Origin of the sequence: Acinetobacter sp. CIP-A165 (assembly GCF_000367985.1) — a bacterium.
GTDB lineage: Bacteria > Pseudomonadota > Gammaproteobacteria > Pseudomonadales > Moraxellaceae > Acinetobacter.
In genome coordinates this window covers 1,398,999-1,412,625 of record NZ_KB849202.1, presented here as the reverse complement: position 1 = coordinate 1,412,625, position 13,627 = coordinate 1,398,999, and the positions used below count along the sequence as shown (strand labels likewise).

The window sequence follows — 13,627 nt, the reverse complement described above, 5'->3', positions numbered from 1 at the left end:
CAGATGAACAACTCTGGTTGCAATAAAAAACCTGAGAATAAAGAAAAGTAGTCAATCAGTTGGCTATTCTTTTAATTGGATAATAAGATATCAATTTATCTTATTCTTTTCTTCTATGTTTAGAAGGTGCAATAAGCATGAATCACATCATTCACAGTCGATTTGTGGCTAGTGTTTCTGAGCTTAAAAAGAATCCGATGCAAGTCGTAAATAATGGATTCGGTGAAGCTGTCGCTATTCTGAATAGGAATAACCCTGCTTTTTACTGTGTTCCAGCCGATATGTACGAAAAGCTGATGGATTTAATTGAAGATCAGGAGCTTATCAAACTCGCTGAACAGGTCGATACTGAAGAGACAGTAAAGGTATCAATGAATGATTTACGAGCTAGAGTTCACAAAAACAGCTCTGAAAAAGTTTGATAAATTAAACCCTCAAATTGCTGACCAATTGATTCGTAAGTTGGAAGCAATTATTGAAAATCCAAAGATACCTAAAAATAAATTGAATGGATCTAGTGATTTATACAAAATTAAGCTTAGGTCAGCAGGTTATAGACTGGTATATCAAGTCATTGATGAAAGGGTCGTGATCCTTGTGATTGATGTAGATAAAAGGGATAGCATTTATAAAAAGATATAAACTAAATTAGGGTCTGTTGATATTTCACAGACCCTAGCTCTTGGTCTTATATTTTGGGGTTTACTCCTCCTGATAAGGATGATGTCTATACCAATGCTCAGCAATCTGCTGACGAGTACAGACCCAAACTCGATCATGATTCTGAACATAATCCAAAAAGCGTTGTAATGCTTTAAAACGCGCTGGACGACCTAGAATTCGACAATGCATCCCGATGGATAACATTTTCGGTGATGTGGCACCTTCTGCATACAACACATCAAATGCATCTTTTAAATATTCAAAAAAATCCTCACTGCGGTTAAAGCCCGTTGGTGAAGCGAACTTCATGTCATTGGTATCAAGCGTATACGGAATAATTAAATGAGGACGAGTTTCGCCATTCACTTTGGTTAGCGAGGTCCAAAAGGGTAGATCATCACCATAGTAATCACTGTCATATTGAATCTGATCATAGTCAGCCAAGAGTCGACGTGTATTTGGACTATCACGCCCTGTGTACCAACCTGTAGGGTATTCGCCAAATAAATCTTTTAAAATCTGCATGGCTTCAGCCATATGTGCTTTCTCGGTTTCAACATCTACATTTTGATAATGAATCCAACGTAAACCATGCGAAACCACATCATAATGATGTTGTTTGATTGTCTCCACGACCAATGGATTTCGTTGTAATGCCATCGCTACCGCAAAAATGCTCATTGGCAAATGACGTTTGGCAAACTCTTGCTGGATACGCCAAAATCCGACTCGTGAACCATATTCATAAATCGAATCCATCGACAAATGACGATCGGGATAACTTTCCGCACCGCTAATTTCAGATAGAAATTGTTCCGAACCCTCATCGCCATGCAGGATATGTTTTTCACCACCTTCTTCATAATTCAATACAAACTGAACGGCAATTTTGGCTTGATTTGGCCATTGGGCGTGAGGAGGATGATTGGCATAACCCAACATATCTCGAGGATAGTCTGTTGAAAAATGATTAGCTTGATCTGAGATGGTCATGAGTTTGTCTGAATCATTAAAATGTGAAACTTCACATCAAATTACTTGATGTTATAACTTGGTGTCAAATTATAAAACAATATAAATCAAATACTTGTTGTCTTATTTTGGTGCATTAATTGAATTTATTTATTGATAAATTTCAGTCACGCGCAATTTTAGTGCTTCCATCTCTTCAATGACTTGATTCATCATGATTTGTGATATTCGAGAGAGTTGCCGTTTTGGTGCAACACATAAGGCAAGGGTAATGGGATGCAGTCCATTTTCATGGATTACTCTAAACTCGAACGCATCATTTTCAATAAAAGGATAGGCATCCAAATAACTCATGATGCCAATGCCTAAATTCTGTCTCAGCAAGGAAATCATCATACGAATGTCGTTGCATTCGATTTTATGTGGCGGGTTAAAATCATGTTTCTTGTATAAAGCGGTAACATGATCGTGAATTATTAAAGGTGCAGCAGGGCTGATATGGTTGCATTCTATGGTGTCTGAGAAATAGATTTTTTCTTTATTTGCTAAGGGATGTTGTTTGGGAATGACAAAACCGAGCGGTACTTCAATAAAAGAACTGATTTGCAATTGATGCCGATGTTTAGGATTGAGAATCAAGCCAAAATCCAGCTCAGCATTAATGATCATCTCTGCCACACTTTCACTATCGAGCACATAAATATTAAAATTAATCCAAGGATAATCTTGATGGATAGATTGGATCACTTGAGTGACGAAACCTTCGCAGAGTGCTGAAATCATTCCAAAATCAATTGCCCCACGCTGTAAACCTTGAATCTCATTTAAGCGCTTTTGTGTCATTTGAAAGTCTTTTTGCCAATTGCGTAAATCAGCATATAGCAACTCACCCGCTAAAGTCAGTTTTAGTCCATTTGGCAGACGTTCAAATAGTGCAACGCCGAGTTCTTCTTCAGCCAAAGCAATCTGACGATGCACTGCAGAGACAGAAATATAAAGTTGATCTGCCGCTTTTCGCAAACTACCTGTTTTGGCGACAGCAATAAAATATTCTGCAAAACGGGAAAAAGGTAATGCCATTGCAAACACGCTGAATAAAATGAGTATTTATGCAAAAGCAATTTTAGTGCCCAAGTGTTCTAATTTTTAGAATGATTGATCAAATTCATTCTAATAGACGAGGTTTTTGTTCTGCTCCAAACTGCTTTTAAGCAATACAGATCCTCGATCTATAGCAGAAAATTGAGAGCAAACAATGAATGCAATCCCTTTAATTAATGTGCCGAATAAACCTTGTCATAGCCAGTTTGATGATCGAGATTGGGAAATACTGGCGCAACATTGGTATCCCGTTGCACGAGTTGAAGATGTAACTACAAACCCTCAGCAAGTCACTTTACTTGATTTGAATATGGCGATTTATAAAACTGAAAAGGGAAATATTCATTTGGTGCGTGATATTTGCCCACATCGCGGTGTACCGATAAGCAAGGGATGGGTCGAAGGTGAAACGATTATTTGCCCTTATCATGGTTTGCATTTCAATGAAGATGGCAAATGCACCAAAATTCCTGCGCAACCTGATTTAATCAAAATTTCGGATCGTTTTTCTTTAACCAAATTTCCTGTGGTTTTAAAATATGGTTTGGTGTGGACTAGTATTTTAGGACGAGATGAAAGCTTGGCTAATTTCCCTGTTTTGGATACGTGGGATGCAGAACAGCATCAAGCGATCTTGCCGCCGTATGTGGATATTGCGGGTTCAAGTGGTCGTCAATTGGAAGGGTTCATTGATGTCGCTCATTTTGCTTGGGTGCATCACAACGCATTTGCAGATCGAGAAAATCCTGTTGTTCCAAAATATTTAACTGAACGCACTGATTATGGTTTACACACTGAATATGTGAGTAACGTCAGTAATTACCCACATGGGATGCAGCATTTAGCGCCTGATGATTTTCTTTGGGAACGTATTTTTGATGTCTACCCACCATTTTCAGCAGTACTCACCATCCATTTTCCGAATGCTGGTGTGTTGAAAATCCTCAATGCCTGTTGCCCAACTTCGCATAACAAAACCCGTTTGTTTGTGCCTTTAACTCGAAACTTTGATACGACGGGTGATTTACAAGGAGTATATGATTTCAATGCGCAGATTTTTGCCGAAGATCAGGAGATGGTGGAGTCTCAGAAACCCGAAGAGTTACCCTTAGATATTACGATGGAAGCACATTTTGAAGCAGATCGTTCTTCGACCATGTATCGTCGTATATTAGCAGATTGGGGTTTGAGTAAGCGGTATACAGTTTAGGGTTATACAAGTATAGAATTTTGAAAAATCAAGCAAATGAAATTCAACATTAATTTAATTTTAGAAGTTTAATTGTATAAGCTTGTATATACAAATTGGCGTTAATCTATATACAATAGCTCAAAGTATTGTGTATGAGTTTTAGCCAATGTCAAGAACGTCCAAGCAACAAGATTTGGATTTATCACTCGCAGAAGATAGTCCTGTCCCTTTATATTTGCGTGTAAAACAAATGATTTCACAAAAAATCTATGAAGGCACATGGACGGTGAATAAAAAAATTCCTTCAGAAAGTGAATTGGTGAATTTGCTCGGTTGTAGCCGTATGACTATTAACCGAGCTTTACGAGAGTTGACCAGTGAAGGTTTATTAGTGCGTATACAAGGGGTCGGTTCGTTTGTAGCAGAAGGGCAAGGTCGTACCGCACTTTTTCATGTCAATAATATTGCAGAAGAAATTCTTGCTCGGAATCATAAACATCGTGCTGAAGTATTGGTATTAGAACAGATTCAAGCAAATGCTGAACAAAGTGCACTCATGCAAATGCGGGAAGGGCAAAAGCTTTTTCATTCGATTATCGTACATTATGAAAATGATGTGCCTGTACAAATTGAAGACCGTTTGGTTGATCCTATACTGATTCCAGATTATTTAGCTCAAGACTTTAGCAGCATTACACCAAACGCTTATTTGATGTCAAAAGCACCTGTAACAGAAGGTGAGCACGTAGTAACAGCGGTACTTGGTTCAGCACAAGAATGTAAATGGTTGAAGATCAATAAGACCGAGCCTTGCTTATTGATTCGCCGTAGAACTTGGTCAAATAAACAATTGATTTCCAGTGCGCGTTTGATTTATCCGGGTAGTCGTTATTATCTGGAAGGTAAATTTACGCAATGATTGAGCAGTTAACGACAGCACATTATAAAAAAATGCGATGGAAAAATGGCGCTGGCTACACTGTCGAACTTGCACGTAGCGAGGGCGAAAGTTTAGATGTATTTGATTGGCGTATTTCTATGGCCGATGTGAAATCAGCTGGTGAGTTTTCCAAGTTTCATGGGATGCAACGGATTCTGACAGTGTTAGATGGTCAAGGCATTGTATTGAATGTCGATGATGATCATCGGCATCTAAAAACTTTGCAGTCTGTCCAATTTAGCGGTGAGCGTGATGTGAGTTGTGAATTACCTCATGGGCAAATTCAAGACTTTAATCTGATCTATGATCCTCAAAAGGTAAATGCCAGATATCAGTGGATATGTGAACCTAAATCATCAGAAATATTTAGTTCCGCCGATTTAATCTTTATTTTTAATCAAAGCCTTGAATTGTTAGAAATTGAAATTGATCAACAGGTTTTTCATTTGAAGCATCAAGAAAGTCTAAAAATTCAGTATGAAAAATTGTTGAGATTTATTGTATTAAGAGAGTCGCTTTTGAAACAAACTTGTCTAATCGAACTCACAAAAATCTAAATTAGTTGCTTTTTTTAAAACCCATACAAATTGTAGTTGTATGGGTTTTTTCTTATTCGATAAAAAATAAATTATTTTATTTCATTGGCTTAAAATTTATTTTTAGAAATGGAATGAAATGCATCTTTTCAAGAGAAAAGATTTGTGTAGTATATGGATGTATATACAAGTTAATACATGCTGTATCGTAAAAGCAGTTTAATTTGCAGACCATATTCGATTGAAAGGAGTCTCATTGTGACAACGACCACAAAATTTCGTGACGTAGAAATTCGCGCACCGCGCGGTACACAGCTCAATGCCAAAAGTTGGTTGACTGAAGCACCATTACGTATGTTGATGAATAATCTTGATCCTGATGTTGCAGAAAATCCGAAAGAACTCGTGGTTTACGGTGGGATTGGTCGTGCTGCTCGCAATTGGGAATGTTATGACAAAATTGTTGAAACACTAAAAAACTTAGAGCTTGATGAGACCCTATTGGTTCAATCAGGCAAACCAGTTGGCGTGTTCAAAACCCATAAAGATGCACCACGTGTACTTATTGCCAACTCAAACCTTGTTCCACATTGGGCGAACTGGGAACACTTTAATGAGTTAGATGCAAAAGGCTTAGCAATGTACGGTCAAATGACCGCTGGTTCTTGGATCTATATCGGTAGTCAGGGAATTGTACAAGGCACATACGAGACTTTTGTGGAAGCAGGTCGCCAACATTACAATGGTGATTTAAAAGGTCGTTGGGTACTCACTGCTGGTTTAGGTGGTATGGGCGGTGCGCAACCATTAGCAGCAACACTTGCTGGTGCTTGTTCTTTAAATATCGAATGCCAACAAGCCAGTATTGATTTCCGTTTACGTACACGATATATCGATGAGCAAGCAACAGACTTGGATGATGCGCTCGCGCGTATTGATAAATACACCAAAGAAGGTAAAGCGGTTTCGATTGCATTACATGGCAATGCTGCTGAGATTTTACCTGAGTTGGTTCGTCGTGGTGTACACCCAGATATGGTTACAGACCAAACCAGCGCACATGACCCATTGAATGGTTATTTACCACTGGGTTGGACGTGGGAAGAATATCGTCAACGTGCCAAAACTGAACCTGAAGTTGTGGTGAAAGCGGCAAAGCAATCTATGGCGAAGCATGTTCAAGCGATGCTAGATTTCCAAAAAATTGGCGTTCCAACATTTGACTATGGCAATAACATTCGTCAAATGGCACAAGAAGAAGGCATTGCAAATGCCTTTGATTTCCCAGGTTTTGTTCCAGCCTACATCCGTCCATTATTCTGCCGTGGCGTGGGACCGTTCCGTTGGGTCGCACTTTCAGGTGATCCAGAAGATATTTATAAAACGGATGCCAAAGTCAAAGAATTAATTCCAGATGATGAACATTTACATCGCTGGTTAGACATGGCACGTGAGCGTATTAGCTTCCAAGGCTTACCAGCACGTATCTGCTGGGTAGGTTTAGGTTTACGTGCAAAACTCGGTTTGGCATTTAATGAGATGGTGCGTAGTGGTGAACTTTCAGCGCCAATCGTGATTGGTCGTGACCATTTAGATTCTGGTTCAGTATCAAGTCCTAACCGTGAAACTGAAGCGATGCAAGACGGTTCAGATGCAGTTTCAGATTGGCCGTTACTCAATGCATTGCTAAATACCGCAGGTGGCGCAACGTGGGTGTCATTGCATCACGGTGGTGGTGTTGGCATGGGCTTCTCGCAACACTCAGGTGTGGTCATCGTCTGTGATGGTACAGATGAAGCAGCAGCACGTATTGCACGTGTATTGACCAATGACCCTGCAACAGGTGTGATGCGTCATGCAGATGCTGGCTATGACATCGCGATTGATTGTGCTAAAGAGCAGGGTTTGAACTTGCCGATGATCACTCAATAAAAAACATCACAACAACGATTACGGCGTTTTTTGCAATTGTGTAACAAGCGCCGTAAGAAAATAATATAGTGCAAAACAGGACGCCAAAATGGAACTCTTAATTCAACCCGGCAAACTTACGTTAGCAGATCTGCGCCACGCATACTTAAACCCAATCAAAGTCAAACTTGATGACAGTGCAGCTGCTGCGATTAATGCCAGCGTTGCTTGCGTTGAGCAAATCGTCAATGAAGGGCGTACGGCTTACGGTATTAATACTGGTTTTGGTTTATTGGCTTCGACCAAGATCGCACCTGAAGATTTAGAAAAGCTACAACGTTCTTTAGTGCTTTCTCACGCTGCAGGTGTGGGCGAGCCGCTTGATGATGCCATGGTTCGCCTAATCATGCTGTTAAAGGTCAATAGCTTAGCACGTGGTTTTTCGGGTATCCGCCGTAAAGTGATTGATGCGATTATGGCGCTGATCAATGCTGAGGTTTATCCACATATTCCATTAAAGGGTTCAGTGGGTGCTTCTGGTGATTTGGCACCACTTGCACATATGTCTTTAATTTTACTCGGTGAAAGTAAAGCACGTTATAAAGGTGAATGGTTGCCTGCTGTTGACGCACTCAAAATCGCGGGCTTAGAACCGATTTCTTTAGCAGCAAAAGAAGGTTTGGCACTGTTAAATGGTACACAAGTTTCAACCGCTTACGCATTGCGTGGTTTATTTGAAGCAGAAGATCTGTTTGCTGCTGCAACGGTTTGTGGTGGTTTGAGTGTTGAGGCCATGCTTGGTTCGCGTGCGCCTTTCGATGCACGTATTCATGAGGTACGTGGTCAACGTGGTCAAATTGATGTTGCTGTTGCATATCGTGACTTATTGACAGATTCAAGTGAAATTGCACATTCGCATGAAGATTGTAGCAAGGTTCAAGATCCGTATTCACTCCGCTGTCAGCCACAGGTCATGGGTGCTTGTTTAACTCAAATTCGTCAAGCGGCAGAAGTGTTGGCGATTGAATCAAATGCAGTTTCGGATAACCCATTGGTTTTCGCAGCAGAAGGCGACGTGATTTCAGGCGGTAACTTCCATGCTGAACCTGTTGCAATGGCGGCTGACAATTTGGCATTGGCAATTGCAGAAATTGGCGCACTGTCAGAGCGTCGTATTTCTATGATGATGGATCGTCATATGTCACAACTTCCACCATTCTTGGTGGCCAATGGTGGTGTGAACTCAGGCTTTATGATTGCACAAGTTACGGCTGCTGCTTTGGCGAGTGATAACAAAGCATTGGCACATCCTGCCAGTGTCGATAGTTTGCCAACTTCAGCAAACCAAGAAGACCATGTTTCTATGGCACCGAATGCGGGTAAACGTTTGTGGTATATGGCAGATAATGTCCGTGGCATTTTGGCTGTTGAATGGTTAGGTGCATGTCAGGGTCTTGATTTCCGTGAAGGCTTGAAAAGCTCTCCAAAACTTGAGCTCGCGCGTAAAATCTTGCGTGATCAAGTGCCTTATTATAGTGAAGATCGCTTCTTTGCACCTGATATTGAACAAGCAAGTGAATTGCTTGCAAGTGGATGTTTGAACGAGTTAATTATTCCAAATCTCTTACCGAGTTTAGTTAAAGGCTGATAATGAAAAAAATGGTCACATGGAGTAACCACCGTCTGCCGCAGAATATTGGAATGGAACGCTAAATACAAAATAGCCTAAGCATCTGATGCTTGGGCTTTTTGAGGATATATGCATGAAAAAGCTTTGGAAAAACTGTCATATTGCCACCATGCAAGATGGACAATATTCCAGTATTGAAAATGCTGCCATGGTGACGCTTGGGCAGCACATTCATTGGATTGGTGCAGAAAAAGATGCGCCTGCTGATGATTATGTGGAATCTATTGATCTCAAAGGCGCGTGGGTGACACCGGGTATGATTGATTGTCATACTCATAGTGTTTTTGGGGGTAACCGTAGTGTCGAATTTGAACAACGTTTGCAAGGCATCAGTTACGCAGAGATCGCTGCAAGTGGCGGTGGGATTGCAAGTACAGTGCGTGCAACACGTGAGGCAACTGAAGAGCAGTTACTTGCATCGGCACTCAAACGTATTCGTTGTATGCAGAAAGAAGGTGTGACCACCATTGAAATCAAGTCTGGTTATGGCTTGGATTATGAAAATGAACGGAAAATGCTGCGTGTGATTCGTCAGATCGAGCAAACTTTACCCCTGACCGTGAAAAGTACCTGCTTAGCAGCACATGCTTTACCTCCTGAATATCAAGATCAAAGTGATGCGTATATTGAGCATATCTGTACTGACATGCTGCCAAAATTACATCAAGAAGGTCTTGTCGACGCAGTGGATGCTTTTTGTGAGTATCTAGCATTTTCACCTGAGCAAGTCGAACGTGTATTTAAAACGGCACAAGCTTTGAATTTGCCGATTAAATTACATGCAGAGCAATTGTCATCATTGGGTGGATCAAGCTTAGCGGCACGTTACCATGCATTATCAGCAGATCATTTGGAATTTATGACTGAAGATGATGTCAAGGCAATGGCAGAAGCGGGAACCGTCGCTGTGCTATTACCCGGTGCATTTTATTTCCTAAGAGAAACGCAGCTTCCACCACTCGAAAGTTTACATAAGCATGGTGTTCGGATTGCATTGTCGAGTGATTTAAACCCGGGTACTTCACCAGCATTGTCTTTGCGTTTGATGCTCAATATGGGCAGCACCTTATTTCGTTTAACCCCAGAACAAGCGTTGGCAGGTGTGACTATTCATGCTGCACATGCACTCGGTCTACAGGATACGCATGGAAGTTTAGAACAAGGCAAAGTTGCCGACTTTATTGCTTGGGATATTGAGCATCCATCTGAAATTGTGTACTGGCTCGGTGGTGATTTACCGAAACGGATTGTTCAACATGGCAATGAAATCGTTTTTTAGCATCAAAATTATTTTTTAAAGAGTGACATTGATTATGAATCATTCATTTACGTGGCAAGGACGACAAGATGGTGAGGGTGACGGGCATTTACGCATCCATCAAGTGGTCAATACCAGCCAACATGCCGCTTTTGCCTTGATTGGTTTTAGTTCGGATGAGGGGGTGAAACGTAATAAAGGTCGCTTAGGCGCAGCAGACGCACCTGATATGATTCGTGCTCAATTGGCAAATTTACCTGTGCATCAGCCTGTTACGATCGCAGATGTTGGTACCGTTGTTTGTGATCAAGGTCAGTTAGAAAAAGCACAGGCAGAGTTGGCTGAACAGGTGGAAAGAAGTTTAAAACAAGGCATGAAGCCGATTGTTTTAGGCGGTGGTCATGAGGTTGCTTTTGGGAGCTTCTCTGGACTATTTCACTATATTCAAAAGCATCAACCAGATAACAAAATTGGCATTATCAACTTTGATGCACATTTTGATTTGCGTGAAGCAGAGCGTGTCAGTTCAGGTACGCCATTTTTAAATGCAGCACAACTATCATCACAACATGATCAAGAATTTCATTATCTATGTATCGGCGTTGCGAAACATTCCAATACTAAAGTGCTGTTTGAAACAGCAGATCGCTTAAATTGCGAATATATATACGATCAACAATTACAACCCTCAAAAATTGATCATTTGATTGCGAAAATTAACGGTTTTATCGAAAAAGTTGACCACTTATACATTACAGTAGATCTGGATGTATTTAGTGCCAGCATTGCTCCAGGTGTGAGCGCACCAGCAGTGAAAGGAATTGATTTATCAATCTTTGATCCGCTGTTCCAAGCCATCAAGGAAACAGGGAAAATCCGTGTTTTTGACGTGGCGGAATGTAATCCACGGTTTGATTTGGATAATCGAACATCCAAATTAGCTGCATATATTATTTTTAATTACATATTCGATTGATGGATCGGCTGCGCAAGTGGTCGCGCCATCAATTTTTAATTTTATGAGGATAGACAATGTCTAATTTATCTTATATCTCTCAAAATAACGGTCCATGGTCAACCTATCTCGAACAAATTGATCGTGTTACTCCTTATCTAGAGCATTTAGCAGATTATATCGATACGCTCAAGCGCCCTAAACGCGCTTTGATTGTGGATGTGCCGATTGTGATGGATGATGGTACGATCCAACACTTTGAAGGCTATCGTGTTCAACACAACTTATCGCGTGGACCGGGTAAGGGCGGTATTCGCTATCATCCAGATGTAGATTTGAATGAAGTAATGGCACTGTCTGCATGGATGACCATTAAAACTGCGGTATTAAATCTTCCATTCGGTGGAGCAAAAGGTGGTGTGCGTGTAGATCCACGTAAACTTTCACCACGTGAGTTAGAGCGTTTAACACGTCGTTATACCAGTGAAATCAGTCATATCATTGGGCCACAAAAAGATATTCCAGCACCTGATGTAGGTACCAATGCAAATGTAATGGGTTGGATTATGGATACCTATTCATCTGGTCAAGGTCATACCGTAACAGGTGTTGTGACAGGTAAACCTGTACATTTAGGTGGTTCATTAGGTCGTGTCAAAGCGACTGGTCGTGGAGTGTTTATCACAGGTCAGCAAGTTGCAGACAAAATCAAACTTCCTTTAGAAGGCGCAAAAATTGCGGTTCAAGGTTTTGGTAACGTGGGTAGCGAAGCGGCTTACTTGTTTGTTGAATCGGGATCGAAAATTGTGACGATTCAGGATCATACAGGCACTATTTACAATCCTGAAGGAATTAACTTAGAAGATCTAAAAGTTTATTTTGAGAAAAACCAAGGTGTAGGTGGCTTTGCTGGCGCGCAAGCAATTAGCGATGAAGATTTCTGGTCTGTTGAGATGGATATTTTGATTCCAGCAGCATTGGAAGGACAAATCACTGTTGAACGTGCTGAAAAAATCACTGCGAAATTGGTTCTCGAAGGTGCAAACGGTCCAACATATCCTGATGCAGATGACATGTTGATCAAACGTGGTGTCACTATTGTGCCAGACGTAATTTGTAACGCGGGCGGTGTAACCGTAAGTTATTTTGAATGGGTTCAGGATATGGCGAGTTATTTCTGGTCAGAAGATGAAATTAATCAAAGACTAGATAAGTTGATGATCCAAGCGATCAACGATGTATGGCATACCGCAAGTGAAAAAGCATGTAGCCTCAGAACTGCGGCCTTTATTTTGGGTTGTGAGCGCATCCTGAAAGCACGTATGGAACGCGGAATTTTCCCAGGTTAACTTTAACTGGGTGAATCAAAACGATCTTAGAGCGAGTGCTTTAAGATCGTTTTTTTATAGTGCAGTGGCTTTGTTGCACAAACCTATCTGTAAAGGGTTTTTCAGCGATATAATTTTCAAATGAAGAAGCCTGCACACAAAATCTACCGCACAACCAATTGGCCCGCATATAACCGAGCACTCATGAGTCGCGGAAATATTGCCATTTGGTTTGATCCTGCTACGCAATGGTATGCTCCGTCCATCGGTAAACAAGGGCGAAATCAAACCTACTCCGACGCAGCCATCCAATGCTGCTTAATGATTAAATCCTTATTCCGTCTGTCTTTACGTATGGTCACTGGCTTTGTGCAAAGTCTGATTAAACTTTGCGGATTAAATTGGATAGCTCCAGATTACACCACGCTTTGTAGAAGACAAAAGCATATTGATATTGTAATCAGCTACCAAAAAAGTAGCGATGGGCTGCATCTACTCATGGACTCTACAGGCATGAAGTTTCTAGGTGAGGGCGAATGGAAACGCAAGAAACATGGACCTGAATATCGTCGCCAATGGCGTAAACTTCATATTGGTATAGATGCTAAAACCCTACAAATACGAGCAGTTCAGCTTACAACCAATAATGTCAGTGATTCACAGGTGCTTGGTGATTTACTTAATCAGATTCCACAAGATGAGCAGATTAACTCTGTTTATACCGATGGAGCTTATGACACCAAGCAATGCCGTCAGGTCATTGCAGATCGGCAAGCGCATGCGGTGATTCCACCTAGAAAAAATGCGAAACCATGGAAAGATACAAAGAGTAGCTCGCTAGAGCGAAATGAATTACTTCGAACAATTAAACGTTTAGGCAGGACACTATGGAAAAAATGGTCAGGCTATCATCGGCGAAGTTTGGTTGAAACTAAGATGCATTGCATCAAATTATTAGGAGATAAACTCAGTGCAAGGAGTTTTGATAGCCAAGTCAATGAGATCCATGCACGTGTGGCAGTCCTTAACAGATTTACGGAATTAGGTCGACCACTTACCCAAGTTACGCCTTAAATTTGGC

The 13,627-nt window shown here is 40.9% G+C and carries 13 protein-coding genes; 11 read left to right on the top strand and 2 right to left on the bottom strand.

The annotated features are described in order from the left end of the window. Positions 1-137 precede the first annotated feature (137 nt). Positions 138-422 (top strand): type II toxin-antitoxin system Phd/YefM family antitoxin, encoded by a 285-nt coding sequence (locus F991_RS12190; protein ID WP_004671744.1) that lies wholly within the window; start codon positions 138-140, stop codon positions 420-422. Beyond that, a complete protein-coding gene (locus F991_RS12185; RefSeq protein WP_004671742.1) occupies positions 376-642 on the top strand; it encodes a type II toxin-antitoxin system RelE family toxin in 267 nt (88 codons plus the stop codon). Before F991_RS12190 ends, F991_RS12185 begins: the two co-directional genes overlap by 47 nt. A gap of 60 nt (positions 643-702) precedes the next feature. Here the strand turns inward: F991_RS12185 and puuE are convergent, their stop codons facing one another. After that, the gene (gene puuE, locus F991_RS12180) at positions 703-1,656 is read right to left on the bottom strand and encodes an allantoinase PuuE (RefSeq protein WP_004671740.1); all 954 of its coding nucleotides are present in this window, start codon (positions 1,654-1,656) and stop codon (positions 703-705) included. Positions 1,657-1,785: 129 nt separating this feature from the next. Beyond that, entirely contained in the window at positions 1,786-2,715 is a 930-nt protein-coding gene (locus tag F991_RS12175) for a LysR family transcriptional regulator (protein WP_004671739.1), read from the bottom strand. Positions 2,716-2,890: 175 nt separating this feature from the next. On the opposite strand from F991_RS12175, the gene F991_RS12170 reads away from it, so the two are divergent. From F991_RS12170 to F991_RS12130, 9 genes are all read left to right on the top strand, one after another. Continuing rightward, entirely contained in the window at positions 2,891-3,946 is a 1,056-nt protein-coding gene (locus F991_RS12170; RefSeq protein WP_004671738.1) for an aromatic ring-hydroxylating oxygenase subunit alpha, read from the top strand. 148 nt (positions 3,947-4,094) lie between these two features. After that, positions 4,095-4,847: a histidine utilization repressor gene (gene hutC, locus F991_RS12165; RefSeq protein ID WP_004671737.1), complete on the top strand. Its 753-nt coding sequence runs from the start codon at positions 4,095-4,097 to the stop codon at positions 4,845-4,847. Beyond that, positions 4,844-5,425 (top strand): HutD/Ves family protein, encoded by a 582-nt coding sequence (locus tag F991_RS12160; protein ID WP_004671736.1) that lies wholly within the window; start codon positions 4,844-4,846, stop codon positions 5,423-5,425. Before hutC ends, F991_RS12160 begins: the two co-directional genes overlap by 4 nt. 234 nt (positions 5,426-5,659) lie before the next feature. Further along, positions 5,660-7,336 carry a urocanate hydratase gene (gene hutU, locus F991_RS12155; RefSeq protein ID WP_034595646.1) on the top strand — a complete coding sequence of 559 codons (1,677 nt, stop codon included), beginning with the start codon at positions 5,660-5,662 and terminating at the stop codon, positions 7,334-7,336. 88 nt (positions 7,337-7,424) lie between these two features. After that, positions 7,425-8,963: a histidine ammonia-lyase gene (gene hutH / locus F991_RS12150; RefSeq protein WP_004671734.1), complete on the top strand. Its 1,539-nt coding sequence runs from the start codon at positions 7,425-7,427 to the stop codon at positions 8,961-8,963. Positions 8,964-9,078: 115 nt separating this feature from the next. Further along, positions 9,079-10,284: an imidazolonepropionase gene (gene hutI / locus F991_RS12145; protein ID WP_004671733.1), complete on the top strand. Its 1,206-nt coding sequence runs from the start codon at positions 9,079-9,081 to the stop codon at positions 10,282-10,284. Positions 10,285-10,318: 34 nt separating this feature from the next. Further along, positions 10,319-11,239, top strand: coding sequence for a formimidoylglutamase (gene hutG / locus F991_RS12140; RefSeq protein WP_004671732.1), 921 nt, complete (start codon positions 10,319-10,321; stop codon positions 11,237-11,239). A 56-nt stretch (positions 11,240-11,295) separates the two neighbouring features. Beyond that, complete coding sequence (locus F991_RS12135) at positions 11,296-12,567, top strand: Glu/Leu/Phe/Val family dehydrogenase (RefSeq protein ID WP_004671731.1); 1,272 nt, start codon at positions 11,296-11,298, stop codon at positions 12,565-12,567. Positions 12,568-12,687: 120 nt separating this feature from the next. After that, on the top strand, positions 12,688-13,620 hold the full coding sequence (locus tag F991_RS12130; protein WP_051064200.1) for an IS5-like element ISAba12 family transposase: 933 nt from the start codon (positions 12,688-12,690) through the stop codon (positions 13,618-13,620). The last annotated feature ends 7 nt before the right edge of the window (positions 13,621-13,627 follow it).